The following is a 25,413-nucleotide window of genomic DNA, read 5'->3' as shown; positions in this document are numbered from 1 at the left end:
GGTCATCTGATCTAAATCAGGGCGGATAGTTTTTTTGTAGGTAACTTTTGAAAATTTGGATGACGATGCCTGTGGCAAGCAAAGGCAAAGCGTTTAAGTTTTATAAAAAATAAAAATATCTGGCATCAATGCTTCGGTCTGATCGGATGCGATAAATACCGTCTATCTACCAAGTCTGAGTGTAAAAAACATATATTAGGAATTTAATTTTTTGACATGGCACAACTACTCACCGAAGTGGAAATTCAAGAACAGGCAAAGCTTCTGTTCGGTTGGACTGTTGAAAACTCCAAGTTGGAGATTACCCGTACATTCCAAGATTTTATCCAAGCAATTGAGTTTGTAAATAAGCTGGTGGAGCCGGCTGAGTCAGCAGCACATCATCCAGATATAGAGATTTCCTACAATAAAGTGAAGATTATACTGACAACACATGATGCAGGTGGGCTGACACAGACAGACTTTGATGTAGCGTACGCGATTTCCCGAATCAACTAACTAAGTGATGTCTTCTGACATCTTGCACCAGTCGACTGGATGTTGCCCATTCTATAAAATAAGTAGTCGGACAAAAATATTTACTGTAATTGCGAGCAAAGCGTTCGCAAAGCTTCCTTTCTTGAAGGGGTACGCTTCATTTGCAATGACATCGTTTAATTAATTCTGTCTGAACTATTTAAGATAATTTATTTCTTGGAAATTTCCAAAGACAAATACCTGCCTATAGTCTTAAGTATCCCAAAACTTACTTAAGAGTGTTCCAAAAAATAAATGATCCAAAACCCGTCATTGCGAGCGAAGCAAAGCAATCACAGCCCTTGGGATTGCTTCGCTTCGCTCGCAATGACAATTGGGCATTTTTTTACTTGGAGTACTCTAAGACTGAAGATAAGGGTTCTATTTTGCAGTGTGCGGGTTTCAAAAACTTTGATTCCTAAATTTTGGTTTATTTCAAAAATACCAGGCAACTACCCGGTGACAAGGCTTTGTCTACCTTTGCATAACAGAGTCAGTATGTTCTAACCGAATCTGCGATTTTTTATATTGGGGCTAAGTAGTATCTAAAGCTTTCAGCAATTTAGCCTGGTCGGGAGCGAATGACCTAAACCATACTCCCTACTTAGATATTTAGATAACTATAGTGTGACAGTTTTTAAGGCGATCGCTCCAATCTTGCCATCTAGATCGGATGTTTTATAATGTTATGATATAAAGATATGTTTTTGCATAAGTTAATCACATAAGTTTTTAACCCTAAGTTAATCGTTTATTAGCTTTGCAAAAACTAAAATTGTAGTAGTGGCAACTATGCCTCATCCACAGGTTTCAATGAGATGTCGCATTTTTGAGAATTAGGTGTAACGAAACCAATTGTCTAAACAAGGTGTGAGGAGTAAAGAAAAGATGTCTAATCTATTGTGGAAATCCTTAGTGGTTAGCCCAGCAGTTTTGGGAGCAACATTGTTAGTTTCGACAACAGCAATTGCGGCTCCAAACACAACCACTGAAGTATCGCCAGCCAAACAAGCAGGTGTAACTGAAGTTGTCCAGCAGCCAGAAATATTGGCTCAAACAACGATAGATCAAGTTAATCGCTACAGCAACGAAGGCAGCCAAAATAACTCTCAGTCTCAAGTAACATCGGTTTCTCAGTTTTCCGATGTACAACCCACCGATTGGGCCTTTCAAGCGTTGCAGTCCTTGGTTGAGCGCTATGGTTGTATTGCAGGTTATCCCAATGCTACTTATCGCGGGAATCGTGCTTTGACCCGTTATGAGTTTGCTGCTGGTTTGAATGCCTGTTTGGATCGGGTTAACGAATTAATTGCCACAGCAACAGCTGACTTGGTAACTAAACAAGATTTAGCTACCTTGCAACGGTTACAAGAAGAATTTTCCGCAGAATTAGCAACTCTACGCGGTCGTGTAGATTCCTTAGAAGCACGGACCGCTGAATTGGAAGCTAATCAGTTCTCCACCACCACAAAACTAGTCGGTGAAGCCGTTTTTGGCGTTACTGATGTGTTTGGAGGTAGGAATGGTAACAACAATAATACTGTCTTCCAAGATCGGGTACGTTTAGACTTGCAAACCAGCTTCACGGGTAGAGACGTTTTACACACCCGTCTAGCTGCCGGGAATGCACAAGCCTTTGCAATAGATGGTAGTAATGGTGGTGCTGAAGGTAGACAAACATTTCAAGTCGGTGCTGGTAATGGTAACAACAGCGTCAGCATAGACCGATTGACCTATGAAGCTCCCATAGGCCCAGCCCACGTTTACCTTGCAGCTAGTGGCGGACGACACAGCCAGTATGCTGCTGTCAACAACCCTTACTTTTTCGACAATACTGATGGCGGTAACGGAGCTTTGTCCACTCTTGCTTCTGAAAGCCCCATCTATCGGATTGGTGGTGGTGCTGGTATAGCACTGAATCTGCCTTTAGGTAAAGGTGGCGGTATCCTAGGAAGTAGTTCAATCACTGCTGGTTACTTGGCATCACAAGCTAATAATCCTGGTATTAATCAAGGTTTGACCAACGGTAACTATGCTGCTTTAGGACAGTTGAACTTTAGTGTTGGCGATCGCGTCGCTTTAGCTGCTACCTATGTTCATGGGTATACTGGTGCAGGTGGTTTCTTGTTCAACTCCGGCTCAACATCAGACGGAACTCTTGGAAACTTTGCAGTAGGTACTAGACAAGCTAACGTTCTAAGTACCACAAATGGATCTTCAACTAATTCTTACGGTGCGTCGGTTGCCTTTAGACCCAGTGACAAACTGTCACTTAGCGGCTTCGTCGCTTATACCGATGTCGCAGGTTTCGGTGCAGGTGATGATAAGGAAGTTTGGACTTATGGAGTTGGAGTAGCTTTACCTGATTTAGGTAAGAAGGGTAACGTTCTAGGTATTTTTGCTGGTGCAGAACCCTATTCACTCCAAGCAGGTGCTCGTGATATACCCTATCACTTTGAAGGCTTCTACAAGTATCGTGTGTCGGATAACATCTCTATCACTCCTGGCGTAATCTGGTTGACTTCTCCTGGTCAGAGTAGTGCTAACGACGATGCAATTATCGGTACACTGAGAACAACTTTCACCTTCTAGATTGTTAACTATCAACTGAAAATTTTTAACTCAATTTTTCCCCGTCATCAGGCGGGGTTTTTTGTTTTCAGTAGCAGCAATAAATAAACCCCAGCATAGAACCGGAGTATACTATAAAAGTTAGGAGTTTTCAGTCAAGTTAAGAGTTATGAATTGTGGCTGGCTAAAGTTTTGCGTAAGTCCTACTAATTTCTAACTTTTAACTCCAATAGAGACTAGATGACTCGCGTCTCTACTCTTAACTCTTATAGCAATTCTCAGTTGAGTAGGTACTGAACCCACCCCCAACCCCTCATCGCTTGCAGAGAGGGGGCTATGATGTACCTCATGTGATTAAGAAACGCTATAGTTTTTAACTCCTAATACCAATTCAATTAATTTGATTGCAACACATCCTTGAGTCAAGATGCGATGAATCGCGTCTCTACAAATGGTCTATTTGTCACATTGTTTTTTCAAATTGGTATAACTGTAACTGTTAATTTTTAACTTATTGCTGCTTGTGGAACTATCCTGTAAATTGGAATACGCAATTTTAGCCTTATTAGAGATGGCTGCTCACTACGGAAGCGGCGAACCTCTGCAAATTCGACAAATTGCAGCACAACAAAATATACCCGATCGCTATCTGGAACAGCTACTAGCAACCTTGAGGCGTGGGGGTATAGTCAAGAGTCAGCGAGGGTCAAAAGGTGGCTATCTTTTAACGCGAGAACCCCGAAAAATCGTCCTTTTTGAGATTTTGGAATGTTTAGAAGGCTTAGAGACGCAAACTAGCGAAGAAAAGGTTAATTCCAAAACGGTAGACAGTTCGGTTATAGAAGAAATCTGGCAAGAAGCAAGTCGCGCAGCAAATTCAGTGTTGCAAAAATATACACTCCAGGATCTTTGTGAAAAACGAGATTCACGGCGGCAGTTCGATATCATGTACTACATTTAGTCATAAGTCATTTTTCATTTGACCTTTAGAGGATGTTTGGAAGTTGTAAAATATACCACTCAACCCTCTTCAAAACTCTCTCCCGAAAGGTCAAGAGGCTTTGAAACCTGATTACCTTGTAGGGAATAAGGTGAGATTTTCGAGATTGTAGTGTTAGCAATAATACTTTTAAAACATTTTTTTATAGATAATGTTCTTATTTATCGCTAATGCCACTTCACGCTTTTGAGAAAACCCGCATACCTTGCGGGAACGGCAAAGCCAAATAAGACCGGACTCAGCAATGACTATTAACAAATGACAAATGACTCGTAACTAAGGACTAAATTATGCAAATCGCTCGTAATATTACAGAACTGGTTGGTCGCACACCTCTAGTACAGTTGAACCGCATTCCCCAAACAGAAGGATGTGTTGCTGAAATTGTGGTGAAACTGGAAAGTATGAACCCCTCGGCATCAGTCAAAGACCGGATTGGGGTCAGTATGATTAATACCGCCGAAGAGGAGGGGCTGATTACTCCTGGGAAAACAATATTGGTAGAACCTACATCTGGAAACACAGGAATTGCCTTAGCAATGGCAGCAGCAGCTAAGGGTTATCGTTTAATTTTGACAATGCCAGAGACAATGAGTGGGGAGCGACGGGCAATGTTGCGGGCTTATGGGGCAGAACTGGAACTAACGCCGGGTATGGAAGGCATGAGTGGGGCAATTAGGCGATCGCAACAAATAGTTAATACTACGCCAAATACCTATATGTTGCATCAGTTTCGCAATCCAGCCAATTCAAAAGTGCATCGGGAAACAACAGCCTTGGAAATCTGGGAAGATACCGATGGACAAGTAGATATAATTGTCGCTGGGGTGGGCACTGGTGGTACGATCACTGGTGTGGCAGAAGTGATTAAAGCACGCAAACCTAGTTCTCAAGCGATCGCTGTTGAACCAGCCAATAGCCCAGTTTTATCTGGGGGACGACCAGGGCCACACAAAATCCAAGGAATTGGTGCTGGGTTTATTCCCCAAGTTCTCAAGGTAAAATTGATTGATGAAGTGATTACCGTCACCGATGAAGAAGCGATCGCTTATGGTCGGCGTTTGGCAAAAGAAGAAGGGCTATTATCTGGTATTTCCAGTGGAGCCGCTTTATATGCAGCAATTCGCGTTGCTCAACGTCAAGAAAACAAAGGGCGTTTAATTGTGATGATTCAGCCGAGTTTTGGTGAAAGGTATTTGAGTACACCCTTATTCCAAGACTTGGAGGCAAGATTAGCCGCTAGCGTTAGTTAACGCTACATTGAATTAATGGTCAATTCTAAGCACGTTTCTAACCATTACGAAACTCTCAAAGTTAGTCCAAGTGCAAGCCTTGCGGAAATTAAGCAAGCTTATCGCCGCTTGGTTAAGTTGTTTCATCCTGACAGTAATCAGGAAACAGCCGATCGCGATCAGATTATTCGCATCAATGCAGCTTATGAGGTTTTAGGCGACAATCATAATCGCCGTAACTATGACCAACAACTGCAACATGACTCTCAAAAATTAAATAGCGATCGCCAACAGCGTACAGCATCAGCGCAAAAACATTACCAGACAAGACGAAAAACGGGACGGGAAGCTGACGAGCAAGTTGAAGAATGGCTGCGCCGAGTTTATCAACCAGTCAATCACTTGCTTTGCGGTATTCTCTATTCCCTAGAGGAGCAAATGGAGCAATTAGCTGCTGATCCTTTTGATGATGAGTTGTTAGATGAATTTCAAGAATACTTAAAAGCCTGTCGAGATGACTTGAAACAGGCACAAATTATTTTTCGATCTCTGCCGAACCCCCCTAGTTTAGCAGGAACTGCGGCTCACCTCTATTACAGCCTCAATCAAGTAGCAGATGGACTCGAAGAGTTGGCTTATTTTCCTTTGAGCTATGATGAGCGTTATTTACACACAGGTCAAGAATTATTCCGCATTGCTACAAGATTACATTGTGAGGCGCGAGCTTCTGTTACGTAGTTATTGGGTATGGGGTATGGGGCAAAAGAGTGCTGGATGACGAATGACGAATGACGAATGACTAACGACACATAACTTAGGAATTAGTTTATGCTGGAAACAGAAAAAGATTAAGAAATTTTAAATTCTGCTCCTAGTGTACTCATGCAATGTATTGTGAATCGCCGCGCCCAATTTTCGGCAAGTCATCGCTATTGGTTGCCAGAACTGAGTGAAGCCGAGAATATTGAAAAATTTGGTGCTGGCTCTAGATTTCCAGGACACGGACATAACTATGTCTTATTCATCTCCCTAGCCGGGGAATTGGATGAATATGGCATGGTACTGAATTTGTCTGATGTGAAACACGTAATTAAACGAGAAGTTACCAGCCAATTGGACTTTTCTTATCTCAACGATGCGTGGACAGAATTTCAACAAACTCTTCCTACCACCGAGAATATTGCACGGATTATCTGGCAGAGGCTAGCACCCCATTTGCCTCTAGTCCGTGTGCAGTTATTTGAACATCCTGAACTTTGGGCAGATTATACGGGAAACGCAATGGAAGCCTACCTCACTATCAGTACTCACTTTAGCGCCGCCCATCGGCTAGCTCATCCTCATCTCAGTAACGAAGAAAATACTGAGATTTATGGTAAGTGCGCTCGTCCCCACGGTCACGGACATAACTATCATCTAGAAGTCACTGTCAAAGGGGGAATTGACCCACGCACTGGGATGATTGTCGATTTAGGCGGTTTGAATCAAGTGGTAGAAGATTATGTAATTGAACCATTCGATCACACTTTTTTAAACAAAGACATACCTTACTTTGCCGAAGTTGTACCCACTGCTGAGAATATTGCACTTTACATTAGTAATTTACTGCGATCGCCTATTCAAAAATTGGGAGCCACACTTTACAAAGTGAAGCTGATTGAAAGTCCTAATAACTCCTGCGAAATCTACTGCACAGAGTCAGAATCTGATTCAGTCAGCGCATCCCTGAGTCAGCCAGTATTAGCAAGGGTTTAGTTCTAGGGACTGGGGACGGAGAAGACAAGAGGCAAAGGTGCAGAGGGTCAATAATCAATGCCCAATGCCCAATGCCCAATGCCCAATGCCCAACTAGAAAAGTTTACTGACTAAGCATTTAAAACCAGGTAGCAAAAGACTTGTCAACTCATCTTCACTAAATAAAGTAACTGCTAACTTTAATGCTGCCTGTTCACGACGATAAACTTCAACTTTCTTCTGTATAGAATCGCAAATCCAATATTCCTGAGCCCCTTGCACTGAGTAAAGTTTTAGCTTTGTTTCCTTATCGCGTTTCTCGTTTTTTTCGCCGGGTGACAGAACCTCTACGACTAACTCTGGTGCGCCCGTAAGGTGTCCAGCTTCATCTAGCAAGTTTTTTAACCGTTCATGACTTGCCCACACCACATCAGGGATCACATTGTCAGAATCTGAGAAAATAATTCCAGGTGCAATGTCTACGACGGGCTACGCCTACGCAGCTTTACCTAAATCAGTTTCATCTGACCAATTATTAAGAACTGTAACAATTTTTCCACAGATCGATTGATGAGCCGAGTGAGGTGATTTAGTCACAAATAGTTCTCCATCAATAATCTCATAGCGATTTTTGCGATCGCCAGCGAAGAAATCTAGGTCATCTGTTGTCCAACGCACTGGAGTTGTTTGCATAAAAACCCCCTAGCATTTTCTTAAATCATATTTTAAAAATACCGACGACGGGCGCAATGTCGCAAATAGCGATAAATGCCCCACGCTAAAACTCCAAAAAACAGATTTAGCAAAAAGCGACTAAGTATAAACCACAAAATATCAGCATCAAGAAGCTTTGACGGACTCAAAGGACTTAAAATCCTGGCTAAGAGAAACAGTCCAAAAATAGCATTTCCACCCAGCACGAGGGCAAATAGCACTAAACTTCTTTGCCAGTAACGGCGCTGGGGTGTACGCTCTGAGATCAGAATAATTGCAGCTTTACCTTGCACTTTTCGGAGTAATTGTTCCAGTCGCCAAAACATCCACAACAGAAACGGAAATAAACCATAACTCAGGAAACGGAGGGGTGGTGAATAACGCCAAGCACTAGATAGAACATTAACTAGGGCATGACAAATTACAGAATTTAGCCAAGCTCTGAAAATAAACTTCCTGTCTTGATTTAACCGACTATTGGAAGAAATGTATATTGCTAAGGCGTATCCCCAAGGTGCAGAGAACATAGCGTGGACTGGCGTACCAATAGCACGGTCAAGAATTGATGCTGTACCGTGAAAAAGATAAATCCAGTTCTCTTCGGCAGTAAATCCAAGGGCAACGGCTATGGTGAAGAGGAAAATGGTAGAAGAAAGTAATCGATACCTGCGTTGTAGATAGCAGGTTGGAAAAACAACCGCTGCTAACTTACAGCCTTCTTCAATTGAACCTACTTCGACAAGCTGCCGCAAGCTTACACCAAAAAGCGTAGACGCGCAGCGGCTTGGCGGTAGACATCCCTTGAGTTGATACCAGCCTAAAACCCAGTTAGCTACAATTTCAAAAATCCATTCGAGGCTAAGGGCTAAGATACCAGATATTGCCCCGATGCTAAAGAATATCAGTAACCTTAACAGAGGTGGGGCAAATGGGACTCGATAGTAGTAGTAGCCTAGCAGCAGCAAGGGTGGTATTGCTGCCCACAGCAGTAGAGAAAAATCAACCACTCACCTGAGCAATTACTGTGCGGTGACGGTGGGTATTGTTGGTAATAGTGGGAGTTTGGAAACCTGCCTCAACAATAGCTTGCTGAATATCCAAAGCAAAATATTCATCTAAATACGGTTCAGTACTTTTGAGCAACGTCAAAATGTAAGCTGGCATTTTCTGGTAGACTTCAGAATTAGGATTCATGTCCATAATTGCCAAGTAGCCTCCCGGACGCAGCACACGCCGCATTTCAGCAAAAATCTGTCGGGTTGCTGACTGGGGTAATTCGTGGCACATCAGAAAAATGGAAACTAAATCAAATGAGGCATCAGGTAGCCCGGTAGATTCAGCTTGGGCATGAAGCCAGTTAATTTTAGCTTGACGTTGTTGGGCGCGGTAATTGGCAACGGCTAAGAAGTAGGGAGATAAGTCCAAGCCTGTGATTTGGGCATGGGGATAAATTTCCTGCATAGAAAAGGTACTCAAACCTACAGCACACGCCAAGTCTAGAATGTCTTGGGGTTGATTAGGAATTTGTGCTTTGAGGATATCGTGGTAACTTTGGCGCAGTCTAGCATCTCCTTGCGCTCCAGCATCCTGCCAAATTCCGGCGTGGACGGCACAAGCAGCGACTTCCAATTCAAAAGCGGCTTTCCAACTAAGGTCTCCGTCTTCGTATGCATGGAATGGTCGCAAATAGTATTCTGGGTAGGAAAGCTCAGGATTTTCTACCTGAGCTAGATCGGTCTTCCAATCACGCGCCTGTAGTGTGTCAACTTCTTGCGTCCAAGGTACGCCAATTTTCTCGGCACGTTTAATCATCATTTGACGGGCTTGATGTTTGGCGAGGTTGGCTAAAGGCTTGATTGCTAATACTCCATTTACCAAGCGGGAAGCAAAGCCAAGATTAGTGTTTACAGCAGCGGTCATAAATTAATTTGCGTTCAACAGCTTTTTTACTTATGACACACTTGCTGGACGGCAGTCTAGAAATGAATTGAATTGTATAACGTCTGGAGACTAATATCATGGAATTTTGACAAGTGGGGACAAGGGAGACAAGGAGAAACCCATGCCCAATGTCCAATGCCAATTCCTTATTTTGTAGCTGGCTTGAGAGCTAACAACATCTCTAATTCACTGGTGGATTTATCGGGGCTATTAGCGGTAAAACCAAGACCACGAATGGAATTAAGGATAGTGATGGTATTGGGATCAGATGAAATTAAACTATTGACTAGGGGCACAGTTTTAGTTTTATCCATATCCAGGTAGAAATAGCCGCCGTTGGGCTTTTGCAAAGAACCAGTAACAGCTTTGAAGGTGTCGCTATTGTCGAGAGATTGATTCTTCCGATCGCTAATTGCATCTGCAACTGGGCCACCAAGAGCGACAAATACAGTATCATCATCCAGCCAACCATGCGCTAATAAAGCTCCTTGTCGGGGGATTTGCCATTCAGTTACGTCTTTACCACCAATCATTCTATTGGCGACGTTAATTTGTTGGGCTTTGGCGAGAGTATCCAATTTTGTCAAGGTGGCTTCGGCAGTTTTGCGATCGCTAGTGTCAAATACTAAAGCACCTCCAAAACCAACACTGGCTAACACTCCTTGATTTGATGGAATCGCACCAAAGGCAAATTCCCCATTCATCCAGCCAAAAATATCCTTATCCAGGTCAATATTGACAAATTTCAGTTGTCCGCGTGCTTGTTCTAGTGCTTGCTTCATTTCTGGATAATCTTTTGACTGTTCTACTAAGGTTTCCCAGCCACGGCTGATGCCATTTCCACTAATCAGAGCAAAGGTATCAGTAGGAAATTGCCCAACTATATCTCCCGGACTTGATTGATACTGGAATTTGTTTAATTGTGGATCTAAATTAGCGATCGCTTTTACCCGCACTCCCGCATCATCAACACCAACACCCGCCACCACAGATTTTATCTGCTTCAGTTGCGCTAGGGCTTGTGGAGGTAACTGCTTTGCTTGGGGACTTCCGGCTGCTAATTGCTGTACCATGCTTGCATAGTCTGGTACATAAATTTGGGCGAGGGTATTTTTGACATCCACTCCTTTGCTGAGAATGCTGCTTGCACCTTCTTTACTGGCAAAAGAAGACTGTCCCTTAAAGGTATCAATAGCTTTTTCTACAGCTTGCTTTTCGGGGGCTAATATTAAGTGACTATTATTTAAAACTACGCTATATGTCGGCTTGCCATTTTCTGTAGTTTCGATAATTTTTTGACCTTGGTAGTCAGATTCCTGGAATTTCGACCCTTTTTGTGACTTCAATTTATTAGCAAAATTCAAAGCACTGAGTTTATCTTTGATCCCCACCACTATCAGGATATTTGGTTCCTGCTGTAAATTTGTTGGGACATTAGGTGCGCTAGAGGGCACATTTAACTGTGCAGGTTTCACAGAATTCGGTGGTAGTACAGCAATCATGACACCACCAACCCAAGGCTTTATGTCTTTTTCATAAGAAACGTTACCATCACTGAACATTTGCTTATTGAAATCCTCCAGACCTTTTGCAACTAACTTTTGTGCTTCTGGAGTACCAAACTGCTGTAACTTTACCCAGGCTTGAGGGTCAGTAGTAATATAAGCTGCCATCAGTGCTGTTGAAGGTACTAATTTAGCACTGCCGAGAGCGTCTGAGCTACCTCCTGATGGGCCTTTCAAATACATATAAGCTGCAATACTTCCTGCTACTACTACAGCAGCACCAACAGCAGGAATGAAAAATTTTGATTTACTCTCAGGCATTTTGTTATCCTCTTTTGCTCAGATTGTCACCGAGATTTATACAAGTGTCATTGTAGAGTTTTCGGATTTATTAATATTTTCTGCTTATCGATCGGTATTTACTGATAAAATTAGTAGTCCTATAAGCTAGCAATCTCAAATAATCACCCTAAAAAATACTTTAAGGGAATGAGGAGCGAATCTGCCAATGATATGCTGTTCATCTCACAGAAAATAGCCTGTTCAACAGCAGCGAGCTATCCTAAGTTATAAGAATAATTAGGAGTATTTGTACTTAATGAGAATCTATCGAGGTGTAAGAGACACTTGACTCGATGACAAAAAGGTGCAAAACATCAGTAAAAGGAAATGCGGGAGGGATATGGAAAAAAGTCCCAGGATCGGTAGTCGATCTTCGGAAATTTGGGTGAGATTAATTTCAATCCTCCAATCCCCAATGGGAATCTTAACCCATACTGCCCTATTTATTTGGGAAATACAGACACCGCTATTTTGCTTAATTACATCCAGCCAAGCCAGACTTTTCAGGATTACAAGGTCAGTAAGGATCAATGTCGAAGTCTTATTTTGATACAGATAATAACGGACACAAACCTTTTGAGTTACCGGGAGCAAGACCACACTACAACCCCGATCGCCCCGGACAAGTGGAGCATATTTTTCTCGATCTCAGCTTAGATATTCCTAAGCAAAGCTATCAGGGCAGTTGTAGCATTCGCCTCTTACCAATCCGTAATGGCATTGATCGTTTGACTTTGGATGCTGTCAATCTAAATATCGAGTCTGTGCAGGTGGACGATGTGCCACAAAATTTTGACTACGATGGGGAACAGCTTTCTATCCAACTTTCTGAGGTGACTCAGATTGGTAAACGCTTGCTGATTGCGATCGCCTACTCGGTGGCAAAACCACAACGCGGTATTTATTTTATCCAACCAGACAAGCACTATCCAAACAAACCGACTCAAGTTTGGACTCAAGGGGAAGACGAAGACTCTCGCTTTTGGTTCCCCTGCTTTGACTATCCAGGACAATTATCTACTTCCGAAATTCGCGTTCGTGTTCCTAACCCTCTTGTGGCGATTTCTAACGGTGAACTCATTGACACTACAGAAGATGGTGACTATAAAATCTACCATTGGTCACAGCAACAAGTTCATCCCACCTACTTGATGACTTTGGCAGTAGGTGATTTTGCTGAAATTAGGGACGAGTGGAGGGGTAAACCAGTCACCTACTACGTAGAAAAGGGACGGGAAGAAGATGCTAAACGCAGCATGAGCAAAACTCCCCGGATGATTGAATTTTTGAGCCAAAATTATGGTTATCCCTATCCTTTCCCGAAATATGCCCAGGTTTGTGTCGATGACTTCATCTTTGGCGGGATGGAAAACACCTCCACAACCTTGTTAACAGATAGATGTTTGCTGGATGAACGCGCCGCTTTAGACAACCGCAATACCGAAAGTTTAGTTGTCCACGAACTCGCGCACCAATGGTTTGGTGATTTGGTGGTAATTAAGCATTGGTCTCATGCTTGGATTAAGGAAGGAATGGCTTCCTATTCTGAGGTGATGTGGACAGAACAGGAATATAGTCTAGAAGAAGCAGCTTACTATCGTTTATTAGAAGCTCGTCGTTACATTAGTGAAGATAGCAGCCGCTATCGTCGCCCAATGGTAACGCATATTTACCGGGAACCGATTGAACTTTACGATCGCCACATCTACGAAAAAGGGTCTTGTGTTTATCACATGATTCGCGCCCAATTGGGAGATGAATTATTTTGGCAAGCAATTCAAACATTTGTCCAAGATAATGCCCATAAAACTGTAGAAACAATCGATTTACTCAGGGCAATTGAAAAGGCTACTGGACACAATCTTTTGTTCCTCTTTGACCAATATGTTTATCGTGGTGGTCATCCTGATTTTAAGGTAGCTTACTCTTGGGATGGGGATGCTAATTTGGCGAAAATTACGGTAACTCAAACCCAAGCTGCTGAAGGTCAAAATGGCAGTAAGGATTTGTTTGATTTAAAAATACCTATTGGTTTTGGCTATACCCAACAGGAAGAAGTGAGGAGTGAGGAGTTAGGAGTGAGAAGTGAGGAGTTAAAAGTTAAAAATAATTCAAAATTATTAACTCCTCACTCACAACTTAAAACTTTTGTAGTGCGGGTAAATGAACGAGAACAAAGCTTCTATTTTCCCCTAGAAAATAAGCCCCAATACATCAGTTTTGATGTTGAGAATAATTACCTGAAAACAGTAATTTTAGAGTATCCAATAGCAGAGTTAAAAGCACAGTTAGAATTTGACCCCAATCCAATTTCGCGCATCTATGCAGCAGAAGCTTTAACTAAAAAAGGCGGGTTAGAAGCGACAAAAGCACTATCTACGGCGCTGAAAAATGATCCATTGTGGGGTGTGCGGGTGGAAGTAGCAAAACAACTAGCCAAAATTAATTTAGATCAAGCCTTTGATGGCTTAGTTGTGGGATTAAAAGATAAAAATGCTTACGTGCGCCGATCTGTAGTTGAAGCACTTGGTCAAATCAAAACTGCTGAAAGCTATAAAGTTGTGAAAGGGTTGTTGCAAAAGGGCGATCCTAGCTACTACGTGGAAGCAGCAGCCTCTCGTGTAATCGGCGCGATCGCATCGGCAAACTTGGAAGAAAAACCCAAGGAAGACAAGGTATTAAAGCAACTCAAAGGCATTTTAGAAGAAAAGGCGGGTTGGAATGAAGTCGTGCGGAGTGGTGCGATCGCTGGTTTAGCTGAATTCAAAACCTCAGAATCAGCTTTAAATCTGCTAATCGAATACACCAAACTCGGTGTACCACAACCATTACGTCTAGCTACAATTCGCGCTTTAGGAAAGATTTCTATAGGTCAAAGTCCGGTTAATTTAGAACGGATTTTAGAAAAATTAACAGAACTGGCCAAAGAAACCTTCTTTTTAACGCAAGTAGCGGTGGCATCAGCATTAGGACAAATGGAAACACCCAAAGCAGTCGGGATTTTGCGATCGCTAGCTGAACAAACAGCAGATGGGCGTGTCCGTCGCAATGCTGAAGAAGAAATTTCCAAGGTGCAAAAGAATATCGGTTCCGAAAAAAATCTGCGTCAATTGCGTGAAGATTTCGACCAACTCAAACAACAAAACCAGGAATTGAGAAGCCGTTTAGAAAACTTGGAGGCCAAATCTAAATAACACTACATGATACTTAAAAGTAGGTAATTGGTAATTGTGGCAAAACCACTACCAATTACTAAATTTAGAGGAGTTATAAATAATAATTTTGTTATTTATTCTTCAAGAGTTACAAGTTGATTCTTCCACCTAAATATAGCAATCATATTCGATTTGTGAGAATTGAGAGACTCAGATCCCCGACTTATTTAAAAAGTCAGAGATCTTGTGATTACAGCAAGAAACCGAACAGATAGATAGTCTAAATAAAGAAACCGTCCCTTTCCCAATACGCTTTGGTTAAGGTTATTTGATGAAAATATATAGATCCCAAATCCGCGATAAATCGCCATCAGGACGAAGGACTGATGATTGTAAAGACGGCAATTTATCGCGTCTCTGCCTTAACTGAACAGTATTGATACCTCTTTGATGAACGAAAGAACTTAAACTTTAGTTCAAGGCAGGGAAAGGTTTGTCGAACTCACGTTAAATTAATACACAGTCGGATTGAATCCCTGTGGCTGTAATATTACTACTAACCAGATAACTGTTAGTCAATAAAGTTACTTAAGTATCGCAAGTATTTCAATTTGTATACATCATCCGATGAATTTATATTTTTATAAACAATGGTTAAGAAAAGATAAAATCATCTGAAACGTAGATAAGTAGTTGTAGTTTTATAAAGTATAATTAAGAAAAAGATAAATTAAATCTAGGAAGTAAGATAAGCTAAAATCGCCTGGAACACTATCTCCAAATGGTAAAGTTCTAGTTGTTTTAGATAAAAGATTACCCTATGCTGAACCTGCAAATAACTTGTGGGTCAGGAACCAAAAATCATCGTAAATTTTTCAGTTGAAGAGGCAAAAAAAGACGTGGGTCAGTATCAACCTGCTCAACTAAAACTCTATAATCCAGATGCGATCGCTCGCTATTATAGTTACCGTCCTTGGCTAGCCTGGGGGCGACTGCTGAGAATTATCTCCTCTTTTGCAGGATTTATCATCAGTCTCAAGTGGGACGAATGGCAAGACAAAGTTGAGCAGAACAAAGGTAAACGAGCTATTCAGTTGCGAGAACTGCTCACCCGCCTCGGCCCGACTTTTATTAAAGTTGGTCAAGCCCTCTCCACCAGACCTGACTTAATCCGTAAGGATTTTCTAGAAGAACTGATCAAGTTACAAGATCAGTTACCACCCTTCGATAATGCGATCGCTTACAAAATTATCGAAACCGAGCTAGACCGTCCAATTCACGAAAGTTTTAGCGAACTCTCACCTAATCCAGTCGCTGCTGCTAGCTTGGGTCAAGTATACCGTGGTCGTCTGATCAGTGGTGAAGAAGTTGCAGTGAAGGTGCAACGCCCCAACTTACGCCCAACTCTCACCCGCGACCTCTACTTATTGCGCTGGGGGGCGAGTTGGGTAGCTCCTTGGTTGCCTCTCAACCTCGGTCACGACCTAACTTTAATCGTGGACGAGTTTGGCACAAAGCTATTTGAAGAAATCGACTATATAAATGAAGGCCGCAACGCCGAACACTTTGCTAGCAACTTCCGCAACGACCCCCAAGTTAAAGTTCCCGGAATTTACTGGCGTTATACCAATACCCACGTTTTAACCCTGGAATGGATTAACGGCTTTAAGTTGACGGATACTAAAAGCATCCGCCAAGCAGGTTTAGATCCAGAAGCGATTATCCAAATTGGCGTTACTTCAGGATTGCAACAGCTACTAGAACACGGCTTCTTTCATGCTGACCCCCATCCGGGTAATTTATTTGCTGTACCCGATGGTCGGATGGCTTATATTGACTTCGGCATGATGGATCAGTTGGAGGAAAACACCAAAGAAACCCTAGTAGATGCGTTAGTGCATTTGGTGAATAAAGACTATACCGACTTAGCCGAAGACTTTGTAAAATTAGGATTTTTGACTCCAGACACGAATATTTGCACAATAGTACCAGCATTAGAAGCAGTGCTAGGAAACGCCATTGGCAAAAATGTCAAGGATTTTAACTTCAAAACGATTACCGATGAATTCTCGGAATTGATGTACGAATATCCTTTCCGAGTTCCGGCGAAGTTTGCTTTAATTATTCGTTCTTTGGTGACTCAAGAAGGTATCGCCCTCAGCCTCAACCCAGACTTCAAAATTGTGGAAGTGGGTTATCCCTACATAGCGCGGCGGTTGCTGACAGGAGAATCACCAGAATTACGGCGGCGATTATTGAATGTGTTATTCAAAGATGGTAAATTTCAGTGGCAGCGTTTAGAGAATCTAATTGCGATCGCTCGTAGTGATAACAACTTTGATGTATTACCCACAGCCCAAATGGGTTTCCAGTTTTTAATGTCCGAAGAAGGCAAATTTCTGCGGCGACAGTTGGTGCTAGCTCTGACCGAAGATGACCGCCTCCACACCGAAGATGTCCAACGCCTGTGGAACCTGGTTAAAGATGACTTAAAACCGGATCGTTTATTAAATGTAGCGATCGGCATTTTAACAAATTTATCTAGAGAAGGCACAGCAGCTATTCTGCCAAAAGCTACATTCCTTGACCCTTTTACTGGAAACCAGTCAGCAATTAAAAACTAAAAACATTTAATATAAATCAGGAGTTTTAATGTACTATTTTCCCCTACAACCACCCTATTTTCTCTTACTCGTTGGCTTTTTGACAGCATTAACATCTGGTTTAGCATTATCTGGCACTTTGAAAGTAATTGTGCAGAACTGGCCAAGCGAGCGAGCCGAAAATATTAAACCGCGTTCCTCACTGAAACAATTACTTGTGCCATTTATCGGCATAACTGGCGGTACTTGTCTATTTCTGTCTTCAGGCTTAGAGATATTTGGCTTTCCCTCCACCTTGGCTTTAGGAGTTGGTCTACCAATTAGCCTGTTTACTTGTTTATTAGTTTGGTTGCAATTGGGAAGTATGATGACCTTTATAGAACGCGAAGGGATGCAATCTTTAGATTTAGATTCTTTTTCTTAGATTGATAACGATGTTATTAGTACCCATTAATTTTATCCTTGAAGTTCCGATAGTTTAGTTTAAAATTGTTCACTCTTTGCTGAATAAAACTACTAGTAGAATTTTGCAGAAGCTTTATCTGGCTTGGGCGGGTAAAACTTTGAGGGCGTTTTTCAGGTGATTTTAAATAGCGATAATATAAGAAAACATCGCGGTAAGGAATATCAACATCTTCACCCCCACAAAGCCGCACAAAACCTGAAGAAGATATACTCATATAGTGTAAGTAGGTCAACCTCCGCCCTTGGTCGTAGAGGATATTATCTACCACATCAAATTGAGAACTCCAGTGATTACCAGTTGCCTGTTCGCAGTCATGAAAAGCAAAGTTATAATAGGAAATTCCACTTCTCAATACCATGTAGTTAAATAAAGATTGGTCAGGCGCTAAAAAAGCCATGACATCTGCCTCACCTGATGTTAATTTCTCGATTAATTCGGCTCTGATAGCTGGAGAAAAAATATTTTTCTTGGTGGCAAACCAACCAGCACAAAATACTTTATCTTGCAAGTTTTCTGAGTTAAAAATTTGCTGTATTTGCTCTGAGGAGCCATCAAAAATAAATTTTAAGTCTGACTTATATTGAAAATCATTCACTACCCAATCAGATGTATCTAATTTTTCATATACATAATCTACTGGCCCCATTAACAAGGTATCTGCATCAAAGTAAATAAATCTATCAAAGGGGCCATCCACAGCACAAAATTTGCGGTGCATTGGTAACTCATAAAGTTCTGGAAAACCCCACTCTCGCCAAGTTTTTTGCGCTCTAGGATAATTTTTCCATATCTGAGTCGCAAAGTTATCCCAGTAAGCTATAGAATCAGAATCTTCAAATAAGGTGACATTATCTCTAGATGCAATTTCTGCCTTCACCTTATCTAAACGCTGATTATATGGAAGTATACAAATAGGAATTTTCCTACCAGCATTAGCTTCTATACTGTTGAGCAACGCAACTAATTGGTCATAGACAACATCATTGGCTAGGATGTAGATACCATCAATCATTGTGATCCTCCTAATATTAAGTACGGGCAGCAACAAAGGGAAAGAAACGGCGAGTCAGTTTAGGGATGAAGGCCAATTTCCCCTCATGGAGATAGCGATAGTGTTCCCACAATTGCCAATAGGGACTACCAGTTTTCATCCGTGTACCAGCCCAGTGGAGATATTTTAATCGTTGTCCTCGATCATAGAGGACGTAATCTTGCTGTTGGAAATTTTGCGAACCTGCCCAACTACCAGGCCCTCCCCCAGGAATTTTGACGAGATTCCCACGTTTGTTAATCAGTTTGAGAACAAGATAATTTAAAATTGGTTGATCTGTAACTCCTTCCGAAAAATCGAAATATTCGCGATGTGCTGAACACTCGCGCAAAGCTTCATCCATCTGTTCTTCAGTAATAACTCCTTTTCTCGAAGCCCAGAAGCCACTGTTGAAAACATCTTGAAGTTGGGCATCAGAAAAAATCTGCTGCTCTTTCAGAAATGGGGAAAAGATATTTCGCAGCTTGTCATTGACATGATGGTAATCACAACAGAAGAAATCGACTTCTGAAAGTTTGTCTAAATTGTCGGCAATTTTTTCAAAAACGACAATATCTGTATCAATATAAATAAATTCATCTAAAGGGCCAAACCATGCGACAAGTTTACGCATTTTGTTGGGTAAGGCGAGAAAATCTCGATCAAAAATTTCTCCGATACGTTTAGTAAATGTCTCAATCAGTTCTAAATCTGGAAAAATTTGCACGTTGTGTAAGGTAGCAAGCTGCTCTGCTACCTTGTGATAACTTTCATTAAAAGGTATGAGATAAATGGTTACTTCGGGATCATAAGTACGAATGCTATTGAGTAAGGCAATAGCATTATCGATCACACGATCGTTGGCAACAATATAAATTCCCCTACTCATAAATTATCCTTGATTAATTAACTTAAATTTTCGCAAAGCTCTGGTGAGTAAATTTGGTACTGGAGCGTCATCATAACTTTTCGGAGGATTTTTAAAGACTGGGCGCTTTTCCGGTTCGTGTAAATAACGATAGTAGAGAAATAAATCTCGATAGGGAAACTCAATATTTTCTCCAGCACAGACTGCTTGATTAATATTAGGAGGAATACCAATATAATGTATGTAAGTTAGTCGATTACCTTTGTCATAAAGCAGGTTTTCTCGTTCCTCAAAATGCTTAGATGTGGCAGAACATCCTGTTTTTTCATGATCTGGGAGTTGGCGAGCAAAGTTATAAATAGAAAGATTAGACCTCATTACCATATAGTTTATTAATGGTTGCTCGCCAGCACCGCCATACAAAATTTCTGACTCACCATTTTGTAAATTGGATATTAGCCAATCTCTTTGTTCTGAGTTAAACATCCCTCGTTTAGAACCATAAAATCCTGAGCAGAATATTTCGGAATCAATGCGTTTTTGCTCAAAAATTTCTAGTAATTTTGGAGAACTAACATTATAGATTTTACTAACGTCTTTAAATTGGAAATCGTAGACAACAAAATCATAAGTATCTAGCTTTTCAAACACCCCTGCCAGAGAGTTCATCACCAAAGTATCTGCATCTAAATAGATAAACTTATCGAAGGGCCCATCAAATGCACAAAAACGACGGTGAGCGCCATACAAACGTGATTTACTACGATTTAATCGTTCTGGTGCTGCTGAGAACATAAATCGATCCCAGAGGTCGATTGATTCTTGATTATCGTAAAGAAATACATTAGGACGTTTAGCTATTTCATCAGCAATTCGTTGTGTCCGATCGTCAAAAGGATAAATGCAAACAGGAGTTTCTGATCCCAAGATAACATCGATACTGTTGAGCAAAGCCACCAGTTGATCGAAAACGTAATCATTGCCAAGGGTACAAATACCATTCATAATTTATGAGTGTTGATCGACAAAGTTTGATAACCAGTTAAGTAAGTTTAATTTGTGTAAAATGATTTGACGTGCTTCTGCGATCGCATCTTTGGCTGCATACCAAGCATCAGGTGTAGCTGTCACTTCTTGAATGTAGGCAATGCCTTTTTCATCTAAACTGGGCAACCGCAAAAAACTACCAGGTGGCAATAATTTGTCAGCAGCCGGGCCACCATAGTAAATTGGTAGACACCATGCAAGTAAACTATCCCAAAGTTTTTCACTCACATACCAATTATTATCAGCATAATTTTCAATTGCCAGATTGTAATAGTATGGTGCCATCCCATACCACTTATTACCTAGCTCTCCCGACTGTTTCGCCGATTCTGGTAAGTTACGCCCGTATAAATCAAACTTAATGCCACTAGATTGTAGAGATTGCAAAAAGTCTAAACGCTGGCGATGGTTGGCTGTGCGGCTAATTCCTGAAGTAATCCAACTACATGGGGCAACTTTTCGGGGAGGCGGCATTTCATTTAAATCTTGAAATGAATTTGAGTGATACCAAATAGCTGGCATATAGTCGGGAGTCGGAGCAAAATCATCGGGCCCAGAAATGTAGCCGCAATACTTCTGGGCTTGTTGGTAATTATGATTCGTTATTTCGACAATTTCATCTAAAGGCGGTTCTCTTAGTAAATAAATAATCCGTTCTTTGTTGACACCTCGCAGTTGAGAATCAACATTTACTACTGATTTTTGCTGCCCCCGGCGTAAGCTATCAAACCAAGATTTTTGCGGTGCTGCTTGGGGAAAATCAAATTGATACATCAATAAAAAATCTGGTTTTGCAGCTAATGCTTGCATTTGCATATTGCCCCAAACTCCAAATTGATTCGGGGTTTGTTGCCACAGCCAATCGGCTCTAGTTTCTAAACCTCGATAGCTGCTAATCATGCCTACAGTTTTGATAGTCATTTTAGTTATTTGTCATTGATCATTTGACTTAATATGACCCATTTTTCATTACATAATAAGTTGAGGAAGCAGAGGTTCATCAACATAACTAAGGATTTTTGCCGCTCGATTCTCCCAAGAGAACTGCTGAACAAAATTGATACTATCGGGATAACCTTCTATTTTTCTGGGATGAGTTTCTAAAACCCGCTTCAGACTTTCAGCAAATTTACTGGGGTTATCTGGTTCACACCAAGCAGCGATCGCTTGAGTATCTTGAAACTCAACTAATGATGGAATTTCTGTCGAGACAATGGGTGTTCCAGAGGCGAAGTAGTCAAACAGCTTTAATGGAGATGTGAAAGTTGCGGCTTTTCCCGAACAATGAGGGTGAGCTAAAACATCGGCTGCTTGTAGCAAAGATGCTAACTCATTATGCAAAATATAACCCAAAAATTTAATATTATTAACCTGTTTTTCTTTTACTAATTGCTGATAATATTCAACTTCTCCTGGCTTACCACCTGCACAGACAAATTGTACATTAGGCATTTCACTAGCCACATCAATTAGTACATCAATACCTTTAAATTGCTGTAATGCTCCCGCATAAACTACTAAATGTTGGTTTTCCTCTTGCAATAGTTTTTTCCGCCATTCTGCTGCTTTTTCTGGTTGTCTCTGCATAAATAAACGATTAAAACCGTTGTGTAGAGTAATTACCTTCTCTGGCGGCATTCCATTTTTAATCATGCTTTCGCGAATTGTGTCTACAACTGTGACAGCAATTTGCAATAACGGATTTGTGACAATTTCTAGCTCAAATGGTTTTTCTTCATGATGGTGGTGTTCATAAATTGCCGGAATGCCATTTCTGATGGCAGCTTTGATAAAATTCCAGTTGCGACTGTGGACAAGTTTAGTGGTTGGAAGTATGTAAAATGGTAAATAATATTTGCTAGCAATGGTGTTAGAGTCAGTAAATTTGCTCCGAAAATAGTCGATTGGCCAAGGCATTGCTAAGGGAGCAACTTTTAATTTTTCATGGAGATTGTAATATTCAATAAGTTCTATTGGTGTTTGCTTAGGTTGAAAAGGACGCACTAAATTAACTGGGTTAATCGCTTTTAATCCTTTTTCATAATATACCAAAACTGTTGAATAGCCCAAGTTAGCGGCGGCGTTAGCTGCATTTGTAGACTGGACTAGGTGAGCTTCTGGCTGGGGTAACTCTTCACCAATAAAAAAAATGTAATGTTTTTTTAAAATATTATTTTCCATACATTTTAGACATTAATACTATTCTCAAATTTTTCTAAATTATCGAGTAGACATATAGCAGAGGTATAACTTTCACTAATTAATTCATTTGGCTCTTGGGGAGTATCTGTTAAATCATCGGTTATAGAACGAAGAGAGCTAAAGATCAGATTAAGAGAAGTTCTAAACTCAACGGCGAGATGATTAAAGGTTTGATAATAGTTGCTGATGACATTTTGATTTTGGTCAGAGATTGAGAGAATCTGACCCCTGATTTGCAAGTTAATCACATCTTCAAAAATATCAATGGTGTTGAGAATTCTCCAGGCTGATTTGTAAGAGTCTTCAATTAATTTGTGCCGTTCTTCGGAATCGTCTACCAGATCATCAAGTAATAAGCGTAGGAACCCAATCATCGAGTTCAACTGTGTCCGAATTTCGTGAGAGATGCGGAGCAAGCTTTGATTGTGTTTAGTAGCGGCTTCAGGACGTTCAACAAATTTCTTTGAGTTTAGGCGCATTGCCTTAATAATTTTTGTTTGAATCAGGTTTTTATCAGGGCGATCGCTAAATTGCATTGAGTAAAGGCGGGAGTAGTAAGCACCTTTTTGTAAAAGTTCTTCATGGGTTCCCACTTCTACCACCTGTCCTTGATCTAAAACGGCTATTTGATTGGCTTTTTGGACTGTGGAAAGGCGGTGAGCAATTACAAGGGTGGTGCGATCGCGACTAAGATCGTCGAGTGCCGATTGTACTAAGCGTTCCGAAACGGTATCTAAAGCGCTGGTGGCTTCATCTAAAATCAGAATTTCGGGATTTTGCAGGAGGGCGCGGGCGATCGCTAATCTTTGCCTTTGTCCACCAGATAACATGACACCGCGATCGCCAATGAAGGTATCAAATCCTTGAGGCAATTTGCTAATAAACTCATAAGCATTTGCCCGTTTTGCGGCTGTAATAATTTCATCCTCAGTAGCCTCTGCTCGCCCATAAGCGATGTTGTTCTGCACCGAGTCATTAAAAAGAAAGGTATCTTGACTAACAATCCCCATCCGCTTCCGTAGGGATACAAGATCGAACTCCCGCAAATCGATGCCGTCAATGGTAATACTGCCAGCAACTGGGTCATAAAACCTGGGCAAAAGGTCTGCTAAAGTCGATTTACCAGCACCAGAGCTACCTACTAATGCTAAGGTTGTGCCATGCGGTAAATATAAACTTACATCTTTAAGTACCAACTTTTCATGGCCTGGGTAGGCAAAGCAAAGAGAATTAAAAGACACTCCCTCTTGTAATTTTGTGTAGGGAAGTTTACCCTGGCTCATGAATGGCTTATCGTGTAGGCTTAAAAAATCATTGGTAACATCCACACTGGCGGCGGTACTGGCAAAGTTGCTGCGAATAGTATTTAGCTGAGAAATCAATGGCAGCACTCGCAGCAATACTAATAAATATGTCAGCAGTACGGTGGAAAGAGAAGAAATCTGGTTAGCAAAGAAGGTTTTGCTTAAAAGTACAATCAGTAGTAAAGCTGTAATCCCCATCACCTCACTCAGAGGTGTAATTATTTCCGAATTAACTTGAGATTGGAAATCTGCTAATTCGCGATCGCGAATTAGTTTTTGAATCCGTTGATATTCTTTTTCTTCATTTCCCGTCGCCTTTACCAATCGAATTCCGTTTAAAGTCTCTAGCACAGAGATTGAATATGCTCTAGACATTTCACTCAGCTGCTTACCAAAACTTTTAGATCGAGAAATGGCATACTGATTTACTAATGTCACCAACGACAGCAAAAACGTAGAGGCAATTGTCAACTGCCAAGAAATTGACAGCAGTAAAGCAACAAAAACTAAAATTGTGATTCCTAAGATAACTATCTTGACTGTACTACCTATAGCACTTGCAGCCCGGCCAATTTCTCCACCAAGACGGTTGATTAAATCACCAACCTTCGTCTTGGCATAATAATCTATATCAATTTCTAGTAATAACTTTAACCCGGTTTCGCGCATATCTGATGTCAGTTTTCGGGTTAAAGAACTTGATGCTAACGAACTGGCATAAGTAGCTAGGTTTTTTAAAAGAATTGTAAATATAATCGCCCCAGCCATTACTCCTATCCGGTAACTTTCTGGAGTATTATCAAAGGGAGATATCATTCTTTTTAAGATGGGAGGGGCAGTACTTAAATCTACTTCTTGCCCGACAATCTTTAAAACTACTGGCACAATTAAAGCTGTGCTGATGCCATTAAATAAAGCTCCAGAAAATCCTAACAATATTGTTAGGATAATTAAACCTGGATAGGGTTTAGCAAATCTTAATAGTAGTTTTCTGGTAGACATGGGGTATTATTATGCCACTTTTACGGATTAAAATTATTTCCCAATTACTTGCGAAAATAGCTAATTATGAAAGAAATCAAACTAAATAATTTTCATATCTCAACCCCGTTAAAATATAGTTAAATTCCTACAACATCACCTTCTAGAGATTCTTCCAAATAAAATATTAATTTGGCACAAT

General features: G+C 41.0%; 18 protein-coding genes and 1 pseudogene. 9 read left to right on the top strand and 10 right to left on the bottom strand.

The annotated features are described in order from the left end of the window. The first annotated feature begins 216 nt into the window (after positions 1–216). The 6 genes from GTQ43_RS13505 to GTQ43_RS13480 all read left to right on the top strand — a co-directional run bounded on the left by GTQ43_RS13505 (position 217) and on the right by GTQ43_RS13480 (position 7,074). Entirely contained in the window at positions 217–498 is a 282-nt protein-coding gene (locus GTQ43_RS13505) for a 4a-hydroxytetrahydrobiopterin dehydratase (protein ID WP_265273114.1), read from the top strand. 906 nt (positions 499–1,404) lie between these two features. Beyond that, entirely contained in the window at positions 1,405–3,108 is a 1,704-nt protein-coding gene (locus GTQ43_RS13500) for an iron uptake porin (protein ID WP_265273113.1), read from the top strand. Between the two features lie 502 nt (positions 3,109–3,610). Then, positions 3,611–4,048 carry an RrF2 family transcriptional regulator gene (locus tag GTQ43_RS13495; RefSeq protein ID WP_265273112.1) on the top strand — a complete coding sequence of 146 codons (438 nt, stop codon included), beginning with the start codon at positions 3,611–3,613 and terminating at the stop codon, positions 4,046–4,048. A gap of 329 nt (positions 4,049–4,377) precedes the next feature. Beyond that, a complete protein-coding gene (gene cysK / locus GTQ43_RS13490; protein ID WP_265273111.1) occupies positions 4,378–5,340 on the top strand; it encodes a cysteine synthase A in 963 nt (320 codons plus the stop codon). Between the two features lie 15 nt (positions 5,341–5,355). Further along, a complete protein-coding gene (locus GTQ43_RS13485; RefSeq protein ID WP_265273110.1) occupies positions 5,356–6,057 on the top strand; it encodes a J domain-containing protein in 702 nt (233 codons plus the stop codon). Positions 6,058–6,201: 144 nt separating this feature from the next. Next, a complete protein-coding gene (locus GTQ43_RS13480) occupies positions 6,202–7,074 on the top strand; it encodes a 6-carboxytetrahydropterin synthase (protein WP_265273109.1) in 873 nt (290 codons plus the stop codon). A 93-nt stretch (positions 7,075–7,167) separates the two neighbouring features. Here GTQ43_RS13480 and GTQ43_RS13475 read toward each other — a convergent pair. From GTQ43_RS13475 to GTQ43_RS13460, 4 genes and pseudogenes are all read right to left on the bottom strand, one after another. Then, positions 7,168–7,746 (bottom strand): annotated as a pseudogene (locus tag GTQ43_RS13475) (Uma2 family endonuclease). 32 nt (positions 7,747–7,778) lie between these two features. Then, a complete protein-coding gene (locus tag GTQ43_RS13470; protein ID WP_265273108.1) occupies positions 7,779–8,774 on the bottom strand; it encodes a PrsW family intramembrane metalloprotease in 996 nt (331 codons plus the stop codon). Further along, a complete protein-coding gene (locus tag GTQ43_RS13465) occupies positions 8,767–9,687 on the bottom strand; it encodes a class I SAM-dependent methyltransferase (protein WP_265273107.1) in 921 nt (306 codons plus the stop codon). The genes GTQ43_RS13470 and GTQ43_RS13465 overlap by 8 nt, the downstream gene beginning before the upstream one ends. 167 nt (positions 9,688–9,854) lie before the next feature. Further along, positions 9,855–11,534 (bottom strand): DUF3352 domain-containing protein, encoded by a 1,680-nt coding sequence (locus GTQ43_RS13460; protein ID WP_265273106.1) that lies wholly within the window; start codon positions 11,532–11,534, stop codon positions 9,855–9,857. A gap of 551 nt (positions 11,535–12,085) precedes the next feature. Between GTQ43_RS13460 and GTQ43_RS13455 the strand changes: the two genes are divergently transcribed. The 3 genes from GTQ43_RS13455 to GTQ43_RS13445 all read left to right on the top strand — a co-directional run bounded on the left by GTQ43_RS13455 (position 12,086) and on the right by GTQ43_RS13445 (position 17,737). Further along, a complete protein-coding gene (locus GTQ43_RS13455) occupies positions 12,086–14,749 on the top strand; it encodes a M1 family metallopeptidase (protein WP_265273105.1) in 2,664 nt (887 codons plus the stop codon). An 860-nt stretch (positions 14,750–15,609) separates the two neighbouring features. Further along, positions 15,610–17,334 carry an ABC1 kinase family protein gene (locus tag GTQ43_RS13450; RefSeq protein ID WP_265273757.1) on the top strand — a complete coding sequence of 575 codons (1,725 nt, stop codon included), beginning with the start codon at positions 15,610–15,612 and terminating at the stop codon, positions 17,332–17,334. 28 nt (positions 17,335–17,362) lie between these two features. Continuing rightward, on the top strand, positions 17,363–17,737 hold the full coding sequence (locus tag GTQ43_RS13445) for a hypothetical protein (protein ID WP_265273104.1): 375 nt from the start codon (positions 17,363–17,365) through the stop codon (positions 17,735–17,737). Between the two features lie 16 nt (positions 17,738–17,753). Here the strand turns inward: GTQ43_RS13445 and GTQ43_RS13440 are convergent, their stop codons facing one another. From GTQ43_RS13440 to GTQ43_RS13415, 6 genes are read right to left on the bottom strand one after another with little or no spacing between them, the layout of a single operon-like run. Beyond that, positions 17,754–18,791, bottom strand: coding sequence for an Npun_R2821/Npun_R2822 family protein (locus tag GTQ43_RS13440; protein WP_265273103.1), 1,038 nt, complete (start codon positions 18,789–18,791; stop codon positions 17,754–17,756). A 16-nt stretch (positions 18,792–18,807) separates the two neighbouring features. Continuing rightward, on the bottom strand, positions 18,808–19,698 hold the full coding sequence (locus GTQ43_RS13435; RefSeq protein ID WP_265273102.1) for an Npun_R2821/Npun_R2822 family protein: 891 nt from the start codon (positions 19,696–19,698) through the stop codon (positions 18,808–18,810). A gap of 3 nt (positions 19,699–19,701) precedes the next feature. Continuing rightward, positions 19,702–20,682 (bottom strand): Npun_R2821/Npun_R2822 family protein, encoded by a 981-nt coding sequence (locus GTQ43_RS13430; RefSeq protein ID WP_265273101.1) that lies wholly within the window; start codon positions 20,680–20,682, stop codon positions 19,702–19,704. 3 nt (positions 20,683–20,685) lie between these two features. Beyond that, a complete protein-coding gene (locus tag GTQ43_RS13425; RefSeq protein ID WP_265273100.1) occupies positions 20,686–21,645 on the bottom strand; it encodes a glycosyltransferase family 10 domain-containing protein in 960 nt (319 codons plus the stop codon). Positions 21,646–21,693: 48 nt separating this feature from the next. Next, positions 21,694–22,905 (bottom strand): glycosyltransferase family 4 protein, encoded by a 1,212-nt coding sequence (locus tag GTQ43_RS13420; RefSeq protein ID WP_265273099.1) that lies wholly within the window; start codon positions 22,903–22,905, stop codon positions 21,694–21,696. Positions 22,906–22,910: 5 nt separating this feature from the next. After that, positions 22,911–25,232 carry an ABC transporter ATP-binding protein gene (locus GTQ43_RS13415; RefSeq protein ID WP_265273098.1) on the bottom strand — a complete coding sequence of 774 codons (2,322 nt, stop codon included), beginning with the start codon at positions 25,230–25,232 and terminating at the stop codon, positions 22,911–22,913. Positions 25,233–25,413 lie beyond the last annotated feature (181 nt).

It is taken from the genome of Nostoc sp. KVJ3 (genome assembly GCF_026127265.1).
In the GTDB taxonomy this organism is placed as follows: Bacteria; Cyanobacteriota; Cyanobacteriia; order Cyanobacteriales; family Nostocaceae; genus Nostoc.
The sequence above is the reverse complement of the archived record's forward strand: the minus strand, read 5'-3'. Positions and strand labels throughout refer to the sequence as shown.